Annotated in this window: 18 protein-coding genes; 8 read left to right on the forward strand and 10 right to left on the reverse strand. The window is 62.8% G+C overall.

What is annotated here, in order from left to right; translation table 11 throughout:
* The first annotated feature begins 224 nt into the window (after positions 1–224).
* A complete protein-coding gene (gene cra, locus FS777_RS19210; RefSeq protein ID WP_058605850.1) occupies positions 225–1220 on the forward strand; it encodes a catabolite repressor/activator in 996 nt (331 codons plus the stop codon).
* 2 nt (positions 1221–1222) lie between these two features.
* A complete protein-coding gene (locus FS777_RS19215; RefSeq protein ID WP_058639473.1) occupies positions 1223–2011 on the forward strand; it encodes a TatD family hydrolase in 789 nt (262 codons plus the stop codon).
* A gap of 24 nt (positions 2012–2035) precedes the next feature.
* Here FS777_RS19215 and ampE read toward each other — a convergent pair whose 3' ends face one another.
* From ampE to FS777_RS19230, 3 genes are all read right to left on the reverse strand, one after another.
* Complete coding sequence (gene ampE, locus FS777_RS19220; RefSeq protein WP_078479093.1) at positions 2036–2875, reverse strand: regulatory signaling modulator protein AmpE; 840 nt, start codon at positions 2873–2875, stop codon at positions 2036–2038.
* Between the two features lie 3 nt (positions 2876–2878).
* A complete protein-coding gene (gene ampD / locus FS777_RS19225; protein ID WP_145257167.1) occupies positions 2879–3445 on the reverse strand; it encodes a 1,6-anhydro-N-acetylmuramyl-L-alanine amidase AmpD in 567 nt (188 codons plus the stop codon).
* A gap of 74 nt (positions 3446–3519) precedes the next feature.
* Positions 3520–5679: a DUF1631 domain-containing protein gene (locus FS777_RS19230; protein WP_145257170.1), complete on the reverse strand. Its 2160-nt coding sequence runs from the start codon at positions 5677–5679 to the stop codon at positions 3520–3522.
* A gap of 242 nt (positions 5680–5921) precedes the next feature.
* Here FS777_RS19230 and nadC point away from each other — a divergent pair, with 242 nt between their 5' ends.
* On the forward strand, positions 5922–6770 hold the full coding sequence (gene nadC, locus FS777_RS19235) for a carboxylating nicotinate-nucleotide diphosphorylase (protein WP_023534717.1): 849 nt from the start codon (positions 5922–5924) through the stop codon (positions 6768–6770).
* A gap of 32 nt (positions 6771–6802) precedes the next feature.
* On the opposite strand, the gene trxB is transcribed toward nadC, so the two are convergent.
* Complete coding sequence (gene trxB / locus FS777_RS19240) at positions 6803–7765, reverse strand: thioredoxin-disulfide reductase (RefSeq protein ID WP_058639474.1); 963 nt, start codon at positions 7763–7765, stop codon at positions 6803–6805.
* A 289-nt stretch (positions 7766–8054) separates the two neighbouring features.
* On the opposite strand from trxB, the gene cysZ reads away from it, so the two are divergent.
* Both cysZ and FS777_RS19250 read left to right on the forward strand, forming a co-directional pair.
* Positions 8055–8819 carry a sulfate transporter CysZ gene (gene cysZ / locus FS777_RS19245; RefSeq protein WP_058605855.1) on the forward strand — a complete coding sequence of 255 codons (765 nt, stop codon included), beginning with the start codon at positions 8055–8057 and terminating at the stop codon, positions 8817–8819.
* A 43-nt stretch (positions 8820–8862) separates the two neighbouring features.
* A complete protein-coding gene (locus FS777_RS19250; RefSeq protein ID WP_058639444.1) occupies positions 8863–9078 on the forward strand; it encodes a TIGR02450 family Trp-rich protein in 216 nt (71 codons plus the stop codon).
* 123 nt (positions 9079–9201) lie between these two features.
* Here FS777_RS19250 and FS777_RS19255 read toward each other — a convergent pair whose 3' ends face one another.
* Positions 9202–10518 carry a PAS domain-containing methyl-accepting chemotaxis protein gene (locus FS777_RS19255; protein WP_058605856.1) on the reverse strand — a complete coding sequence of 439 codons (1317 nt, stop codon included), beginning with the start codon at positions 10516–10518 and terminating at the stop codon, positions 9202–9204.
* A 174-nt stretch (positions 10519–10692) separates the two neighbouring features.
* Here FS777_RS19255 and FS777_RS19260 point away from each other — a divergent pair, with 174 nt between their 5' ends.
* Positions 10693–11883, forward strand: coding sequence for a glycosyltransferase family 1 protein (locus FS777_RS19260; RefSeq protein WP_145257174.1), 1191 nt, complete (start codon positions 10693–10695; stop codon positions 11881–11883).
* Between the two features lie 38 nt (positions 11884–11921).
* On the opposite strand, the gene FS777_RS19265 is transcribed toward FS777_RS19260, so the two are convergent.
* Both FS777_RS19265 and FS777_RS19270 read right to left on the reverse strand, forming a co-directional pair.
* Positions 11922–12404, reverse strand: coding sequence for a glutathione peroxidase (locus FS777_RS19265; RefSeq protein WP_058639446.1), 483 nt, complete (start codon positions 12402–12404; stop codon positions 11922–11924).
* Positions 12405–12549: 145 nt separating this feature from the next.
* A complete protein-coding gene (locus FS777_RS19270; RefSeq protein ID WP_058605858.1) occupies positions 12550–13035 on the reverse strand; it encodes a peptidylprolyl isomerase in 486 nt (161 codons plus the stop codon).
* Between FS777_RS19270 and FS777_RS19275 the strand changes: the two genes are divergently transcribed.
* The gene (locus FS777_RS19275) at positions 13034–13336 is read left to right on the forward strand and encodes a DUF3565 domain-containing protein (protein WP_058639476.1); all 303 of its coding nucleotides are present in this window, start codon (positions 13034–13036) and stop codon (positions 13334–13336) included. The genes FS777_RS19270 and FS777_RS19275 overlap by 2 nt on opposite strands.
* A 31-nt stretch (positions 13337–13367) precedes the next feature.
* Positions 13368–15455, forward strand: a complete 2088-nt coding sequence (gene pta, locus FS777_RS19280) for a phosphate acetyltransferase (RefSeq protein ID WP_058639447.1) — start codon at positions 13368–13370, stop codon at positions 15453–15455.
* A gap of 34 nt (positions 15456–15489) precedes the next feature.
* Here pta and FS777_RS19285 read toward each other — a convergent pair whose 3' ends face one another.
* From FS777_RS19285 to FS777_RS19295, 3 genes are all read right to left on the reverse strand, one after another.
* Positions 15490–16206, reverse strand: coding sequence for an OmpA family protein (locus tag FS777_RS19285; RefSeq protein ID WP_023534691.1), 717 nt, complete (start codon positions 16204–16206; stop codon positions 15490–15492).
* Between the two features lie 126 nt (positions 16207–16332).
* Entirely contained in the window at positions 16333–17025 is a 693-nt protein-coding gene (locus FS777_RS19290; protein ID WP_058639448.1) for a sensor histidine kinase KdpD, read from the reverse strand.
* Complete coding sequence (locus tag FS777_RS19295) at positions 17022–18629, reverse strand: tetratricopeptide repeat-containing response regulator (protein ID WP_058605873.1); 1608 nt, start codon at positions 18627–18629, stop codon at positions 17022–17024. The genes FS777_RS19290 and FS777_RS19295 overlap by 4 nt, the downstream gene beginning before the upstream one ends.
* Positions 18630–18650 lie beyond the last annotated feature (21 nt).

Here is an 18650-nt window from a genome sequence, read left to right on the forward strand (position 1 = left end):
ATGGCCAGTTCAACCGCCTTGCACAGTGGGCAGCAGAGGCAGAAAATCAGGAGGCTGAAACGTTTAATCTGACCAGGCGGCCACGTTACTCGATAATCTGCCGATGAAAAAGCCCCATCCTGTCGGACAATTGCGACAATGCTCGCCTGCGCTCGCTGCGGTATCAGGGTCAAACTGCCTGGTCATCGCCTACAGCCAGCTTTGGTCATAACAAGGAAAACTCGGTGAAACTCAGCGATATCGCCCGCCTGGCCGGTGTGTCCGTCACTACCGCCAGCTACGTCATCAATGGCAAGGCCGAACAGCAACGCATCAGCAACAGCACCGTGGAGCGCGTGCAGGCGGTGGTGCAGGCCCATGGATTTACGCCCAACCCTCAGGCCGCTGGCCTGCGCAGCCGGCATACCCGCACGCTGGGCTTCATCCTCCCGGACCTTGAGAACCCCAGCTACGCGCGTATTGCCAAGCGCCTTGAGCAAGGGGCTCGGGCCCGGGGCTACCAGTTGCTGATCGCCAGCAGTGACGACCAGCCCGACAGCGAGCGCCAGTTGCAGCAGCTGTTCCGGGCGCGCCGGTGCGATGCCTTGTTCGTGGCCAGCTGCCTGCCGCCGCACGATCAGAGCTACCGCGAGTTGCAAGACAAGGGCCTGCCGGTCATTGCCATCGACCGAGGCCTGGACCCCCGGTATTTCTGCTCGGTGATCAGCGATGACCATGATGCCAGTCGTCGTCTGGCCGCCAGCCTGTTGAGCACCTCGCCAGGCAGCATTGCCTTGATCGGCGCACGCCCTGAACTGTCGGTTAGCCAGGCCCGCGCCGGTGGCTTCGACGATGCGCTACAGGGCTTTGCCGGTGAGGTGCGCCGCTACCAGGGCGAAGCGTTCAGCCGAGAGTGCGGGCAGCGCCTCATGCAGCAATTGATCGATGAGCTGGGTGGCCTGCCCGATGCCTTGATCACCACTTCGTACGTGCTCCTGCAGGGAGTGTTCGACGCGCTGCACGCCCAGCCCACCGAGTCGCGCAGGTTGCAGCTGGGTACATTCGGCGACAACCAGTTGCTCGACTTCTTGCCGCTGCCGGTCAATGCCATGGCCCAACGTCACGGGGACATGGCCGCCAAGGCACTGGAACTGGCCCTTGCCGCGATTGAAGAAAAACGCTACGAACCAGGCGTGCATGCGGTCTCGCGCACCTTCAAGCAACGAATCGACCCGTCATGAACCTGCGTCTGATCGACACCCACACGCACCTGGACTTCCCGGACTTCGACGCCGACCGCCCGAGCCTGATGGCCCGTGCAAGCGCGCAAGGCGTCGAGCGAATGGTGGTGCTGGGGGTTCATCAGGCCAACTTTCAGCGGGTATGGGACCTGGCCTGCAGCGACTCGCGCCTGGCCGCGGCGCTTGGCCTGCACCCGGTCTACCTTGAAGATCATCAACCGAGCCACATCGAGCAGTTGCGCGCCTGGCTGGAGCGCTTGCGTGGCGATAGCCGCCTGTGTGCGCTGGGCGAGTTCGGACTGGATTACTACCTCCCTGAACTGGACAAGGCTCGTCAGCAGGACGTGTTCGAAGCGCAGTTGCAAATGGCGTGCGACTTCCAGCTACCGGCCCTGCTGCACGTGCGCCGCAGCCATGCCCAGGTGATTGCCACCCTCAAGCGCTACAAGCCCATGCGGGCGGGTATCATCCATGCATTCGCCGGCAGTTACGAAGAGGCACGTGAGTACATCAAGCTAGGCTTTCGGCTTGGGTTGGGCGGCGCGGCGACCTGGCCCCAGGCCTTGCGGCTGCGCCGTACGATTGCCCGCTTACCGCTCGACAGCGTGGTGCTGGAGACCGACGCACCGGACATGGCGCCGGTCATGCATCCGGGGGTGCGCAACAGCCCCGAGCACCTGCCAGACATCGCACAATCGCTGGCCGAGTCGATGGGCGTGCCCGTCGAGCAATTGGCCGAAGCGAGCACGCGCAATGCCTGCGAGCTGTTCGGTTGGCAAGCCCTGCATTGATTCGCGCCGGCCCGCCCCGCGCGGTCAGGCCAACACGGTCCACAACGCGAAAGCGGCATACCACAGCACACCACAACGCAGCACCAGGTCCCATAGGCCATCCAGGCGTCGCATCCCGCAATCATTCTCACTGGCAGTGCCGGCATCACTGCCGTCATCAGCCATACGCCCGACGCGGGCTACCAGGTGCGCGGCAGTGACATGCCAGTTCAACAACTCGTGCAATATTTCGCGGGCAACGGCCACGAAGTTGCCGACCAGGGCAAAGCTCAATGCCACCACCCTGACCGGCACCCAGTCCATGAGGTGGCGAAGCTGCTCGGCGCGGTGCTGGAGTGCGGGTCGCTGACTGTGCGCTTGGCACAACGCCAGAAGGCGGTAAGCCAGGGCAACGGCCGGCCCCAGCAGGAAGTACCAGAAGATGACGGCGAAAAAGCCCTGGTAGGCCTCCCACAGCAACCTGCTTTGCAGGCGTTCGCGCAGGTTGCGTGGCCCATCGGCCACTATGCCAAGGTCACGTGCAGCCACGTGCAGCGCGGCCTGTTCATCGCCCCTGTGCCAGGCGTCACGCACAGGCCCGAGGGAAGCCTTGGCATCGCCACGTCCCAGGCTATAAACCAGCACCAGAAGATGTACTGGCAAGGCCAGCAGGCCGTAGGCAACGGGCTCAAGCACATGTAACAGCAGTGTCAGCACCAGCACCGGAGCCAGCACCACAGCGGCCAGTACCCACCCTACAGGCAGCCCACCTTTGCGCTCAAGGCGCGCCAGTTCGCCAAGGAAGAAACCGTCACGCTGGACCAGATGGCGCAAGCCGGAAAATTTCTCGAACCACAGCACCAGGATCAACACCAGAAAACTCATGCCTCAGCCCTCCTCGCGCTGTAACGCCTGGCGATACCGCACCCAGTCGAAGGCAGGGCCGGGGTCGGTCTTGCGCTGGGGGGCAATGTCGCTGTGCCCTTGGATACGCTCGGGTGCGATGGCCGGCCAGGCCTTGCGGATGTGCCGCGTCAAGCGGTCGAGGGTCAGGTACTGCGCCTCGGTATACGGTATCTCGTCAGTGCCCTCCAGCTCGATGCCGATCGAGAAATCGTTGCAGCCCTCACGACCGTCGAAACAGGAGACGCCAGCATGCCAAGCCCGATCATGCAACGAGACGAACTGGGTCACCGCCCCCCCACGCTCGATGAACAGGTGTGCAGATACCTTCAGGTGCTCGATGCTGGCGAAATACGGGTGTGCGTTCGGGTCGAGCCGGTTCTGAAAGAACGCCTGGACGTAACCGCCGCCGAAGTTGGCCGGCGGCAAGCTGATGTTGTGAAGCACCAGCAGAGAAATCTGCTCACCTTGCGGGCGGGCGTTGAAATTCGGTGAGGGGCAGTGGGTGATTCCGTCTCCGTGGAACCAGCCAGTGGCACGGTCCAATTGCATGAGGGGCCTGTCCTGAAAAGTGCTGCACAGAGCGTCAGTATGCCCTGCTGCCGCTAGCGTTGACACGGTAATCATCACAAAGCAGCCAGCCCGCTCCTGTGCAAATCCTCTATGACCGCTTCCAGGGCGCGCTCGAACAAAGGACCGTCATCCAATACGCGAACGGTGCCGGCTTCCAGGGCCTGGGTAAGGCCTGCGCCACTCCACTCCCGCACTTTCATGCCGCTGCGATTTGCAAAGACGAGCTTGTCGCAACTGTCCAGGCGTGCCACCAACTTGCAGCGCTGAATGCCACTGTCATCGGACACTTCAATCCAGGTACCCATGCGCAAGCGTTGCACCTTCTGCGAGACCTTGACCTTGCCCTTGTCACCGGCCGGTTGCTGCCCAGGTCCGTCTGCCTCTTCGGCCAACGCCAACAGGATGTCCTGGGTGACCAGGATGTCGTCCTCGTCGGCCTCAGCGCCACCTGCATAAGCACGTATGTGCAGTTGTTCGAGTTTGCGGAAAAATTCACGGGTCACCAGCGAGTCGGTTCCGACACTGGCCAGCCCATCGCGCAACGACTTGAGCAACGGTGGTACCTGATGCACCAGGGCCTGCGGCTGAAGCGATGGCGTCACACTGGCCAGCAAGGTATCGAGGGTCTGCAGCGCACTGCGCCAGCCCAGAGACGCTTCGCCGTGTCTGAGCCAAGCCAGCATCATCACCTGGCTCCAGTTGTTGATCAGCATCCGTACCACTGCCTGGGGCCAGACTCGTCCCCGCAGGCGCTGGCTGAGCACGTGTTGCACCTGTCGCCTGGCAAGCGATGCATTGGCCCGCCCCTCTTCGGCGTCCCGGGTGCGCTGCTCGAACAACTCGGTACGCCGCCGTTCATGCTGGGTCTGCCCGAGCAAGTCCTCGAGTAGCTCACCGAACAGACTCGTGTCTTCGGCAAAGTCGATGAGCAGGCGCTGAACCACACGTTCAGCGCGCATTTGCAACGCATCACCCTGCTCTTGCTCGCGCGGGTCGCAGCCGAGCCCCGCCGCCGCCATTTCGTTGAGCAGCCGCCGGGCGGGATGACTGGCGCGGCTGAGCAGCCCCCTGTCCAGCAGCGCCACCTTGAGCAGCGGGATCTGCAGGCGCGCCAGCACGGCTCGCAGGCAGGGGGGTAGATTGTCGTCGCGAGCAATAAACCTGAACACGTGATCGATCAGGTTGATCATGTCTTCGTCGTCCCCGCCAATAAAGCGGCGGGTACCGCTACGCACGCTGATGGTCAGCAGCAATTGCTCCACTTGCTGGCCAAGGGCGAAATCGTCAGCCGCATCGGGCTCTGGCACATAGTGCTGCAGATGTGAGAGTAACCGCAGCAGATCGGCTCTGCTGACCGGCTGGGCGCCGGCCGGTGCCTCCAGGCGAGGCGCGAACAAACCACGTGCGGATCGCAGAAGCGGTTGCAGGGAGGCGAACAACGCATCGCCTGCGGTATCTTCGCTCGCTTCAGGCTCATGGTAGGAGCGCTCGTCCGGCTCCGCCAGCAAGTAACTGTCCCCGGCTCGTCGGCAAGGCGTCGGTGGCAGCTGACCCAGCACGCCTGCCGCAATCAGCAGCCTGTTGGCTTCGCCGTAGATGACTTGCGCGTCGCACAATACATACCGCTCGAACAGCTTGAGCAGCACCAGCTTGACGCGCGGCCCTACACCCAGGCTTTGCCCGGCCTCGAGAAAGCAGCGACACAAGGCAATCGGGTTCAGGGGGTTGCACTGCTCAGGCACATGACGTTCGAGCAGCGTCTGCAAGCGCAGGCCCAGCTGCTGTAGCGCGACGCCATCACGGGCCTTTACCCTGGTCACCATCGCCTCCACCGCTGCTGCACGCTCGGACTGACCGGGGGTGAACGACAATACGGGAGCGACGGTTGCCGGGGTATGCTCAGGCTCAGGCTCGGCCAAGCGCGCGAAGGCTTCATGGACGGTATCGAGAAACAGCCGCTCGATGCTCTTGCGCTTGAGTCGCAAGTCGCGCATGGCTTCGAAATACAGGTGCTGAGCGAACCGGTCCGCTGCCTTGTCGGCCATTTCGAACAGGGTATCGTCAGCATTGTCGAACAGCGCCTGCAAACCCTGGCGCAGTTGCAGGGCGGCCTGATCGCGCACCTGCAGCAGCGCGATGGGCAGACTCGTGGGGGGCGTGCGCCGTCCATGTTCAGCCGCCGCCAAGGGCACTACCTTGCCCTCTTTGTGCATCCTGTACTCCTTGCAGGGTGTCGGGCCTAGACGCGGCCAGTTTCGCCAATAGCATGACGCCAAATATCAGACAGCATTATCAGGAATAATTCCTTTTACTGCCAGACGCGTTTCCTTGGCAAATGTCTTGACCCTGTACAGGCAGTGATTGCTCAACCCGTTGCGTCATGGCAGCCGAGCACCGGCTGTACACGCCTGCGCCCTGCCCTATAATCGCGGGCATCTCGCTTGTGGAGCCAACCATGCCTAACCTACGCCTTGCCGACCTCACCGCCGAAATCGAAGCCAACGTGCGCCGTGCGTTGCTGGAGGACATCGGCAGCGGCGACATCACCGCCCAGCTCATCCCGGCCGAGCGGCTGGCCAAGGCAACGATCATTACCCGCGAAGCGTGTGTGGTGGCCGGTACGGCCTGGGTCGATGCGGTGTTTCGTCAACTCGATCCACGCGTAGCCGTGCACTGGCAGGTGGTCGACGGCGATCGCGCCCAGCCCAACCAACCGCTGTTCCACCTGGAAGGCCCGGCGCGCGCGCTGCTCAGCGGCGAGCGCAGTGCACTCAACTTCCTGCAGATGCTGTCCGGGGTCGCCACGCGTGCACGCACGTTGGCGGATCTGGTCGAAGGTACCCACGTACAGTTGCTGGACACTCGCAAGACCTTGCCGGGCCTGCGCCTGGCGCAAAAGTACGCAGTGACCTGTGGCGGCTGCTACAACCACCGCATAGGCCTGTATGACGCTTTCCTGATCAAGGAAAACCATATCGCCGCCTGTGGTGGCGTCGCCGAGGCGGTACAAGCCGCACACCGCATCGCCCCCGGCAAGCCGGTGGAAATCGAGGTGGAAAGCCTGGAGGAATTGCATCAGGCGCTAAGCGCGGGTGCCGACATCATCATGCTCGATGAGCTGACGCTCGACGAGATGAAAGAAGCCGTCGGGATCACCGCTGGCAAGGCCAAGCTGGAGGCCAGTGGCGGCGTCAGCGAAACGACCCTGCGGGCCATCGCCGAAACCGGTGTGGACTACATCTCGATAGGTTCGATGACCAAGGATGTGCGAGCGGTCGACCTGTCGATGCGCCTGAGCCTGTAACACGGGGCCGCCAGGCGGCCCCGGTCGAGGGATCAGAACGAGGCGTTGGCCAGGCCGTCCAGGTAGCGCTCGACGTCCAGGGCGGCCATGCAACCAGCACCGGCCGAGGTGATGGCCTGACGGTAGACATGGTCAGCCACGTCACCTGCGGCGAACACACCCGCGACGTTGGTGGCGGTGGCGTTGCCTTCACGGCCGCCGCTGACCACCAGGTAGCCGTCCTTGAGGGTCAGCTGGCCTTCGAACAGCGAGGTGTTCGGGGTGTGGCCGATGGCGATGAACACGCCATCTACCTTGATCTCGTCAGTGCTGCCATCGTTGTTCTTCAAGCGCGCGCCGGTCACACCCATGTTGTCGCCCAGGACTTCATCCAGGGTAGCGTTGAGCTTGAGTTCGATCTTGCCTTCGGCGACGCGGGCATGCAGCTTGTCGACCAGGATCTTCTCGGCGCGGAACGTATCGCGGCGGTGCACCAGGGTTACCTTGCTGGCAATGTTCGCCAGGTACAGCGCCTCTTCAACGGCCGTGTTGCCGCCGCCAACCACTGCGACCGGCTTGTTGCGGTAGAAGAAACCATCGCAGGTGGCGCAGGCCGATACGCCCTTGCCCATGAACGCTTCTTCCGACGGCAGGCCCAGGTAGCGAGCACTGGCGCCAGTGGCCACGATCAGGGCGTCGCAGGTGTAGGTGCCGCTGTCGCCGGTCAGGGTGAACGGCTTGTTGGCCAGGTCCACGGCGTTGATGTGATCGAAGACGATTTCAGTCTCGAAACGCTCGGCGTGCTCTTGCATGCGTTGCATCAGTGCCGGGCCGGTCAGGCCGTGCGGGTCGCCTGGCCAGTTGTCGACTTCGGTGGTGGTGGTCAATTGGCCACCGGCCTGCATGCCAGTGATCAGCAGCGGCTTGAGGTTGGCACGGGCCGCATAGACCGCTGCGCTGTAACCGGCAGGGCCGGAGCCCAGAATGATGACGCGCGAATGACGTGCTTCGGACATGTCGAACTCCTGTCGAGCGGGCTGAAAAGGCCAGCTGTGCAAATGAAGTAGGGCCTGCACCACGGGCAGGCCGGTGACGCTGGAATATGAGCGCACTGTAGCGAGGTGGCAAAGAGTAAGGAAATATCCTTAGACAATCCACCTCATAGCCATCGTCTATGCGCGTCGTTGCGTTGGCAGGGTCCGATCATTGGCTTTTGTTACCACCGGTTTCACCCAGATGGTGCAGCTTCCGCATCCCCCTGAAACTCGGTAATGTCTGCCAACCACCTTTTCTGCGGAGTGATACATGCAAGCCCCCGTTCTTTCCGGGCCGCAGTACCTGCGCGAAGGCCTGAAGCTGATCCTGAGCCCTGGCCTGCGCTTGTTCGTGCTGCTGCCGCTGACCATCAACCTGCTGCTGTTCGGTGGCCTCATCTATTTTGCCGGCCACCAGTTCAGCCAGTGGCTGGACGCGCTGGTGCCCACCCTGCCAAGCTGGCTCAGCTTTCTGACCTATATCCTCTGGCCCCTGTTCGTGGTGTTGCTGGTGCTGATGGTGTTCTTCACCTTTACCCTGGTGGCCAACATCATCGCCGCGCCGTTCAATGGCTTTCTGGCTGAAAAGGTGGAAGTGGTGGTGCGCGGCGACGATCACTTCCCGGCCTTCAGCTGGGCCGAGCTGCTGGCGATGATCCCCCGCACACTGGGCCGCGAAATGCGCAAGCTCGGCTACTTCCTGCCGCGCGCCACCGGCTTGTTCATCCTGTCGTTGATCCCGGTGGTCAACGTGGTCGCCGCGCCGCTTTGGCTGATTTTCGGCGTGTGGATGATGGCCATCCAATACATCGACTACCCGGCCGACAACAACAAGATGAGCTGGCAGGACATGCTCGCCTGGCTGCGGGAAAAACGCTGGCAGTCCCTGGGCTTTGGCGGGGTGACCTACCTGGCGTTGCTGATCCCGGGGGTGAACGTGGTGATGATGCCGGCGGCGGTGGCTGGGGCTACCTTGTTCTGGGTGCGCGAGAATGGCAATGCACGGGCCGTGAACACACCTGCGCATCGAGCCTGAGCCTGTCCCAGGCGTTACCCTACCTCATCTACAGGAGCAGACCATGAACCGCTTCAGTCCCGCCAAACTCAAGCTGTCGAAATGGACCGCGACGCAGCCGGTGAACCGTGAAAAGCACTTCCTGGTCATCGACCTGGAGCACGACGAAGCGGGCGTGCTGCTGCGTGTGGAACTGCAGGCGGTGCACAGCGGGCGCAGCGAGTGGCTGGATTGGCGGGTGCTGCGCGACGCCCAGGTATGGGCGATGGGTTGGCGATGAGCGAGTGACTGACCGAACCGGCCGCGTGCCCGTCAGGCAGCGGCCGATCTTAGGCGCGTCCAACGGGAGCGCCGCCGCGTCGCCTCACCATGGAACACAACCGGCCTGCACAACTGCCCAGCATCACTGCCCCAGGCGGCTGGAAAACTGCCCCACCACATCCACCACCCGCCTGGCCCCTTCCTGGATTTCCTCAATCACGTTTCCGGTCTGGTCCGCCAGCGCGCGGCCTTCTTCGGCCTGGCGCTTGCTGGTGTCGATGATCGACACTGCAGCCTGGGCCAACTGCTCGTTTTGCTGTACCACACGGGCTATTTCCTCGGTAGCCGTGCTGGTGCGCGAGGCCAGCTGACGCACCTCATCGGCCACCACCGCAAAGCCCCGCCCCTGCTCGCCAGCACGGGCGGCTTCGATGGCGGCGTTGAGCGCCAGCAAGTTGGTCTGCCCGGCGATATCGCTGATGGTCTTGATGATCGAACCGATGACCCGCGACTGGGTGTCCAGCGCCTGGATGCCTTCGGCAGCCTGAAGCATCGAGGCTTCGAGCCCACGCATGACGCTGACGCTCTGCCCGACCACCTCTGTGGCCCGACGGGCGCTGGTGTCCGTTTCCCGGGAGGTGTTGTAGGCGACGTCCGCCGCCTGGGCCACCGCTTGCTCCTGGTTCACCTGATCGGTGATGACCGTGGCGAACTTGACCACTTTGTACAGCTCATCGTGGGCGTTGAAGATCGGGTTGTAGGAAGCTTCCAGCCAGATCACCCGGCCATGGGCATCGATCCGACGGAAGCGTTCGGCAATGTACTCACCGCGGCGAAGCTTGTCCCAGAACGCTTGGTAGCCGGGTGAATTGACCTCGGCCGGTTCGCAGAACATGCGGTGGTGCTTGCCACGGATCTGATCCAGCCGGTACCCCACTGCCGACAAGAAGCGTTCGTTGGCGGTCAGGATCATGCCATCGAGATCGAACTCGATAACCGCCGTCGAGCGCATCAGCGCCTTGATCAGGCTCTCGTGCTCGCGGGAGGTGACGATGGTACGGGTCAGGTCGCTCGAATGCAGGGTGAAATACTTGATGCGCCCGTCGCTACCCTTCACAGGTTGCAGGATCGAACGTAGCCAAGCTTCCTGGCCGTCCCCGCGCAGCAGGCGAAACGCGCCATTGAAATGCTCGCCCCGGCTGATGGCATTTTTCATGCGCTGGTGAAAATCCAGTGACTTGACGTGGGCAGGCACAATGTCGTCGATGTTGCGCCCAAGCAATTGGTCAGCCCGATACAGCATCTCGGTTTCGAAATTGCCATTGACCAGTTCGATCCGACCGGCAGGGTCGAGTTGCAGCACCAGCATCTCGCTGTCCAGGCTGCTCTTGATCTGGTCGATGATCATCAGTTCTTCACGCAACTGCCGGATTTCTTGCTTGAGCTTGTTGTTGAACATCACCGCTCTCCTGGAGCGTGGGGGCGAATGCAACTGCATCGGCGGGCAACTGCGCCTCTTGAGTGCAGCCTTGATGAATATTCGTGCGCGTTACAGGCGTCATGCCCCCTCTGCATCATGCCGACGTCACTTCGCCGTCATGCCCCGGCAATGCAGCAGGTGGATAGTCAGTTCATGAATACACCTGCTCTGCACATCTGCCTCGTCAGCGATACCTTCGCCCCGCACGTCAACGGCGTGGCCTGCACACTGTTGAACCTGAGCGAAGGGCTGCGCCAGCGTGGCCATCACGTCAGGATCGTGCGCCCCAGACAGCCAGGGGAGCAGGCTTCGGGGCACAACCCTGGCGTGCGACTGTGGCGCGACTGGCCACTGCCCGGCTATCTGGGTTTGCAACGGGACAAGGTCTCCCTGCGCACGCTGGCAAGGCACTGGCGCCGGCGACGGCCTGACGTCATTTACATCGCCACTGAAGGCCCCCTGGGGCTGAGCGCATTACGCACTGCTCGGCGATTAGGAATCGCCGTTGTTAGCGGATTGCATACCCACGTTGCGCATCTTTCAGGGCAACACGGCATGGGCGTAGTGGGACGCCTGCTAAGCCTTTACCTGCGCTGGTTTCATCGCCGGGCCGTCTTGACGCTCGTGCCCAGCTTGAGCCAACGGCGTTGGCTGGAGCGCCGCGGCTTCGAGCGGCTGGTGCACATGCCGCACGGTGTGGACGCGGAGCTGTTCAACCCGGCCCGTCGCAGCCAGGCGCTGCGCGAACACTGGGGTCTGGGCCACGATGATATCGCCGTCCTGCATGTGGGACGGTTGGCACCGGAGAAAAACCTGGGGCTTTTGCAAAGCTGTTTCGAGGCTTTGCAACGGGCTTTGCCACAGCGAAGGGTACGCCTGATTCTGGTGGGGGACGGGCCACTGCGGGGGAAGCTACAGCAGCAGGTTCCTGGGGCTGTGCTATGCGGCGTCCAGCGAGGCGAACAACTGGCCGAGCACTATGCCAGCAGTGACCTGTTTCTGTTCCCCAGCCTGATCGAGACGTTTGGCCGTGTGGTGCTCGAAGCCATGGCGTCAGGGTTGGCGGTGGTCGCTTATGACCAGGCAACGGCTGCGCAGCACATCGGCCATGGCCACAATGGGGCGCTGGCCATGCCAAGGGATGCGGCAGCCTTCATCGATGCCGCTTGCTGGCTGTTGCAAGACAGCGAGACCCTGCGGCGGGTGAGGCTCAACGCTCGGCAGCATGCCAGCCATCAGGGGTGGTCGGAAATCGTCGACCAGTTCGAAGCGCACTTGCTCAGCGCTTCACTGAGCGCTCATGCGCGCCAAGCGAAGTCGATGCAGCCCATGCCGCCGCTGTGAAGCCGTCGCTGCGGCCAAGGCGAATACCCGGTACGTGATCAGCCCAGGGCTTTCTCGATGGCCTGGACCACCCCAGGATCATCCGGCGCCGTGCGCGGGGAGAAGCGCGCCAATACACGCCCGTCCTTGCCCACCAGGAATTTCTCGAAATTCCAGGTAATGTCACCAGGAAACTCCGCGCCCTCGCCCGCCAGAAGACGATACATCGAATGGCGCCGGGGCCCGTTCACATCGAGCTTGGCGCCGAGCGGAAAGCTCACGCCGTAGTTCATGCTGCAGAATTCCTGGATCTGCGCTTCGCTCCCCGGCTCCTGCCCTGCGAATTGATTGCAGGGTAGGCCAAGGACCGTGAAGCCTTTGTCCTTGTACGTCTGGTAGAGCTGCTCAAGCGCCGCGTACTGAGGTGTCAGGCCGCACTTGGAGGCCACGTTGACCACCAGCACTACCTGCCCCTTGTACGGTTTCAAGGACAGATCGCCACCGTCAAGCGCGTTCAACTTCAGGTCGTGAAATGCACTCATGCTGTAATCCCCTTTTCAGGTCGCCGACGGCACCTGGGCAAATTGCGCCCACTAAAAAGGCGTTCGTTCAAGCCGTCGCCTTCCTTGGGAAGGCAGGGCGGCTTGCCCGAACGCCTGGCGACTTTCTGAGCTTAGCGCAGAAAGATCAGTGGTGATGGCCACCTTCACCGTGGATGTGACGGTGAGCGATTTCTTCTTCGCTGGCGTCACGTACGTCAACGACCTTGACCTGGAAGTTCAGGCGCTGGCCGGCCAGTGGGTGGTTGCCATCGACGGTCACGTCGTCGCCGTCCACGTCACGGATGGTGACGATCTGCATCTGGCCATCGGGGGCCGAGGCGTGGAACTGCATGCCCACTTCCAGCTCGTCGACGCCTTCGAACAGGCTGCGGTTCAGGGTGCTGACCAGCTCGGCCAGGTATTCGCCGTAGGCCTCTTCAGGCTCGATGGAAACGGTCAGCTCGTCGCCGGCCTGTTTGCCTTCCAGGGCTTTTTCCAGGCCTGGGATGATGTTGCCGGCACCTTGCAGGTAAACCAGCGGCGCGCCACCGGCGGAGCTGTCGATGGTCTCCCCGGCGTCGTTAGTCAGGGTATAGTCGATGGAGACAGCCTTGTTGGCGGCGATCAGCATGGGGCAAGACCTTTTGCAAAAGAATGTAGAACGCACAAGTGTAACCAAGCCATCGCCCGATTGCGAACCTCGCCTGGATCCGCCCATGCCCATCAGTCGGATCATCGCTTTTTCCCAGGATGCCGAAGGCCACTGGGTCGCCCAGTTGAGCTGTGGCCACACCCAGCACCTGCGCCACGTGCCGCCCTGGCAGCTGCGCCCATGGGTGCTCGACCCCGAACAGCGAGCGCAGCGCATTGGCCAGGCGTTCCCGTGCGGTTGGTGCGCACAGGGTGCCGATAGCGCTACCCTTGATCGCTGATCCCTTGCACCGCTTATTTCGAGAAGCACGCATGCAGACTTTTTTCATCGCACCAACCGACTTTGGCGTCGGCCTTACGTCCATCAGCCTGGGCCTTGTGCGCACGCTGGAGCGCGCCGGCCTGAAAGTGGGCTTCTTCAAGCCTGTTGCCCAGCCCCACCCGGGCGACACCGGCCCGGAGCGCTCCACCGAGCTGATCGCTCGTACCCACGGCATCATGCCGCCGACGCCGCTGAGCCTGGCCCAGGTCGAACGGATGCTGGGCGATGGTCAGCTGGACGAGCTGCTCGAGTCGATCGTTCGCCTGTACCAGCAGGCTTGTGTCGGCAACGACGTGGTAGTGGTCGAGGGCATGGTCCCTACCCGTCACGCCAGCTACGCAGCCCGCGTGAACCTGCACCTTGCCAAGAGCCTGGATGCCGAAGTGATCCTGGTATCGGCCGCCGAACAGGAAGTGCTCAGTGAACTGTCCGGCAGGGTCGAGCTGCAGGCCCAGCTGTTCGGAGGCCCGCGCGACCCCAAGGTGCTGGGTGTGATCCTGAACAAGGTGCGCACCGACCAGAGCATGGAGCAATTCTCGACGCGTCTGCGTGAGCACTCGCCGCTGCTGCGCGGCAATGATTTCCGCCTGATCGGCTGCATTCCCTATCAGCCGGAGCTCAATGCCCCGCGCACGCGGGATGTGGCAGAGCTGCTCGGGGCCCAGGTCCTCAATGCCGGTGACTTTGAGCAGCGCCGCATGACCAAGATCATCATCTGCGCCCGCACGGTGGCCAATACCGTGCCGCTGCTGACATCTGGAACGTTGGTGGTGACGCCCGGCGATCGCGACGACATCATCCTCGCCGTGAGCCTGGCAGCGATCAACGGCGTGCCGTTGGCAGGCCTGCTGCTGACCAGCGACAGCAAGCCCGATGCGCGGATCCTGGGGCTATGCCGCGGAGCGCTGCAGGCAGGGTTGCCGATCCTGTCGGTCAGCACAGGGTCATATGACACCGCCAACCAGCTCAATGCCCTGAACAGGGAAATTCCGGTCGATGACCGCGAGCGCGCCGAGTTCATCACCGACTTCGTGGCCAGCCACCTTGACGGCGCCTGGTTGAGCCAGCGCTGCGGCGCTCCGCGCGAGATGCGCCTGTCACCTGCGGTATTTCGCTATCAACTGATCCAGCGCGCGCAGCAGGCCAACAAACGTATCGTCCTGCCCGAAGGGGCCGAGCCGCTGCTGGTGCAGGCGGCGGCCATCTGCCAGGCACGCGGCATTGCCCGCTGCGTGCTGCTCGCAAAGCCTGAAGCGGTCGATGCCGTGGCCCGAGCCCAGGGCATCACACTGCCCGAAGGGCTGGAGGTGTTGGACCCGGACCTGATCCGCGAGCGCTATGTCGAGCCCATGGTGGCGCTGCGCAAGAGCAAGAACCTCAACGCACCGATGGCCGAACAACAGCTTGAAGACCCGGTGGTCATCGGCACCATGATGCTGGCCCTGGACGAAGTCGATGGCCTGGTCTCGGGTCTGGTGCATTCGACGGCCAATACCATCCGTCCTGCATTACAGCTGATCAAGACCGCACCGGGCGCCAGCCTGGTCTCTTCGGTCTTCTTCATGCTGTTTCCGGACCAGGTGCTGGTCTACGGCGACTGCGTGATGAACCCTCACCCCAATGCCGCCGAACTCGCCGAGATCGCGCGCCAGAGTGCTGCATCGGCGCATACCTTCGGCATCACGCCACGGGTCGCGATGATCAGTTATTCAAGCGATTCGGCAAGCGACGAGGAGGTGGAAAAAGTGCGAGAGGCCACACGCATGGCCAGGGAGGGCGCCGAACAGCTGTTGATCGATGGGCCGCTGCAATACGATGCGGCTGTCAACCCGGCCGTTGCACGCGACCTGGCGCCGGGCAGTCAGGTGGCCGGTCGCGCCACGGTGTTCGTGTTCCCGGACCTGAACACCGGCAATACCACACACAAGGCCGTGCAGCGCAGTACCGACGGCGTGAGCCTCGGGCCCATGCTGCAGGGGCTGCGCAAACCGGTGAACGATCTACCGCGCGGGGCGCAGGTCGACGACATTGTGCACACCATTGCCCTGACCGCCATTCAGGCAAGCGAGGTGCGCTGAATGCGGGGGCCATCAAGTGGCCCCCACCTTTGGGTCAGGGATACTGCTGAACCTGGCCCTGCTGCTGGTCGTACTGCTGGCCAGGGATCGGCTTGAGGTTCACTTCCACGCGGCGGTTCTGCGCGCGGCCATTGGCATCGGCGTTGCTGGCGATCGGTTGATCCGGGCCCATGCCGCGCACGGTGACCCGCGAGGCATCCACACCCTGGGAAGTCAGGTAGCTGCTGACGGCCTGGGCACGACGCTGGGACAGGTCCATGTTGTGCTGACGGCTACCGGTGCTGTCAGTGAAACCCACCACTTCGATGTTGTTCTGGTTGAACTGCTTGAACGAGCCGGCCAGGTTGTTCAGCGGTGCGTAGAAGCTTGGCGAGATGTTGGCCGAATCGGTGGCGAAGGTGATGTTGCCGGGCATGATCAGTTTGATCTGGTCGCCCTGGCGCTGAACCTCGACCCCGGTGTTGGCCATTTTCGCGCGCAGTTCGGCTTCCTGCTTGTCGGCGTAGTAGCCGTAGCCGGCCGCCGCGGCGCCAATGGCCGCAGCGCCGATCAGTGCACCCTTGCCACGGTGATTGTGATCGATCGCGGCGCCGGCCACGGCACCGGCCAGGGCACCCAGGCCACCGTACTTGGCGGTCTTGCTCATGCCGCCGGCCTCTTGCCCCTGGTTCTCATAGGGGTTTTGCCCCGCACAGCCGGTCATCAGGGCAGCAGTGGTTGCGACGATAATCAGGCGACGCATGGTGAACATGGGCAAGCTCCTCGTGTTGGTCATGTATGCCGTAGGTCTGGAACGGCTCTATGTCAGGCTTGGAGTGTCTTGCCCGGTGAAAATTCCGCGCCCGCCTGCGCATTTGTGCACCGCTCTGTTCACCCTTCAGGGCAAATACAACCGGAACAGGCCGCCCCCGAGCGCGCCCCCGTTGGAGATATCAATGCGGCCCTGCACGCCGCCGCTTTCATGCAAGGCCGCAATGCGCGCAGCGAAATACAAGCCAAGGCCCGTGCTGCCACTGGTGGAGTCGATGCCCTGGATGTATTCCTGTTGCCGTTCGATCATGCGCGCCGGGTAGCCGGGCCCGTCATCGTTAATGCAGATGACCAGTTGGTTGTCGGCCTCCTCGATGGTGATCAACAGGGCCTTTTCGGCGAACCGCGTGGCATTGGTAATGACGTTGGTCACAACCGATGCCACCAGCTCGCGATCGAAAAAGCCCAGGGGATTATCGGTATCGATGCGCCACTTCGCCTCGATGGCATTGTGCTGCAAGACTTCTTCGTGGGCTGCCAACTGCGCCTCGATGAAGTCGTCGAGTTCGTGGTAGTCCGGGCATACCGGCAGTTGATTCACACCGAGCTTGTACAAGCCCAGCAACTGCACCAGCATGCCATTGAGGTGCCGGAACTCATGCTCCATCACCCCCTGTTCCGCGCCACCGCGCAGCTCTTCGGGCAAGCGCTGGACCCACTGGCCGTGGGATTGGATCAGTGCCGAGAGCGAATTCTTCAGGTCGTGCACGGTGGAGGCGATCACCGTGGAAAAATCCAGCCCCTGATTATCAAGATTCATGCGCCGAACACCCGGGTATGCAGTTTGCGGTAGCGGTCATAGCGGTTATCGCTGGCGGGGATACCGGCCACGCTGGTCAAGGCGTCGCGGCATTCCTGCATGATCGCAGGCTGAGGATTCTCTCCGCCAATGCGCAGCAGCGCCTGGGCGGTATTGAGGGCGATACTGATGTTCCTGGGCTGCAGGCCCAACGCTTTACGGAACAGCTGCAACGCCTCGCCGAGCTGACCTCCCTGGTAACTGCGCACGCCCTGACGATTGAGCGTAACGGCTTCGGTGATGGCGTTCAGCACACTGGGGTCATCCGTCAGCTGGCCTACTCTTTCCATGACCTTGGGGTCGTCGCCATAACTCTCCACACAACTTCTGAGCACGCCGATGGCCGCGGCATCCTGCCCCGACGCCTGCAATTGCCGGGCAACGGTCAGGGCCGCATCGACCGAGAAGAACTGGTTCATCTTTTCCAGGCGCTGGACGGCCTGGTCGGTCAGCTTGGCCGCGGTCTCCGGATCGCCGGCCTGCTGCAGGCTGGCGGCTTTCATCATGCGGGCACGCACCTGAAGGCCTTGGTCTTCCGGGTTTTCCTTGGCCACCTCGCTGAGCGTGGTGTTGATCTCGACCCGGGTGCGAGCGTCCAGACCGAAGCCTGCATTACGGCTCATCAAGGCCTGCACCAGGCCCAGGTTGTTCTCGGCATCCTTGTAGCGTGAGCTCTGCCCCTGATTCACGGCGTGCCGGAACGCCTTGGACGCGCTGTCGAAGTCTTCGTTGGCCAACGCCAGCTTGCCCAGCTTCGATTGGCGCCGAACCGATAACGGCGAAAGCCGCACGGCCTCCTCCAATAGCCCTTGGGCGCGCTTGGTTTCGCCTTGCGCCTCCAGCACATCGGCCATGCCATCGTAGAGACTGGGCATGATCGGGAAGGCCTTGAGCGCCTGCTCGTAGACGGCCTGGGCCTGGGCATGCTGGCCGCGCTTGTGCATCAGGCTGCCCAATGCCGCATAGACCCAGGGCTGCGGGCGGCTGGCGAGAATGGCCTTGAGAAACTTCTCGAGCTCTTCGAAGCGGTTGAGGTTGCGCAGCGCATCGGCCCGGTAGCGCAGGCACAGCGGCGCCAGGCGCGGGTCGCGCTTGCACAGCTCGGCACAGGCTGCCAGCACTTCGCCTGGGCGGTTGCGGTCCAGTGCCTGGAGAATCGGTTTCAACAGCGCCTTGCGCTGGTAGAGCTTTTCCACGCGCTGGGCAAGGCCTACCCGGTTAAAGGGCTTGGTCAGGTAGGCGTCGGGCTCGTGCTCGATGGCGCTCAGTACAATGGCCTGGCTGCTTTCGGCAGTGACCATGATGAACACGCATTCGTGGCTGATGTGCTTGTCGATGATCAGGTCTTCGAGCACCTGCTGGCCGTTTTTCTTGCCATCGCCCAAGTGAAAGTCTTGCAGGATGCAGTCATAACGCTTCTGGGCGCACATGCGTAGCGCCTGCTCGCCACTGTCGGCGGTGTCCACGTCGCGAACACCCAGCTCGCGCAGCATGGAGCGGGTCGACGTGCGAAAGTCGGTGAAGTCGTCAACGATCAGAAAACTCTTTTGCCCGAACTGCAGCATCAACACGACCTGCCCTGGAAG

Source organism: Pseudomonas sp. DE0157, assembly GCF_007678615.1.
In the GTDB taxonomy this organism is placed as follows: Bacteria; Pseudomonadota; Gammaproteobacteria; order Pseudomonadales; family Pseudomonadaceae; genus Aquipseudomonas; species Aquipseudomonas parafulva_B.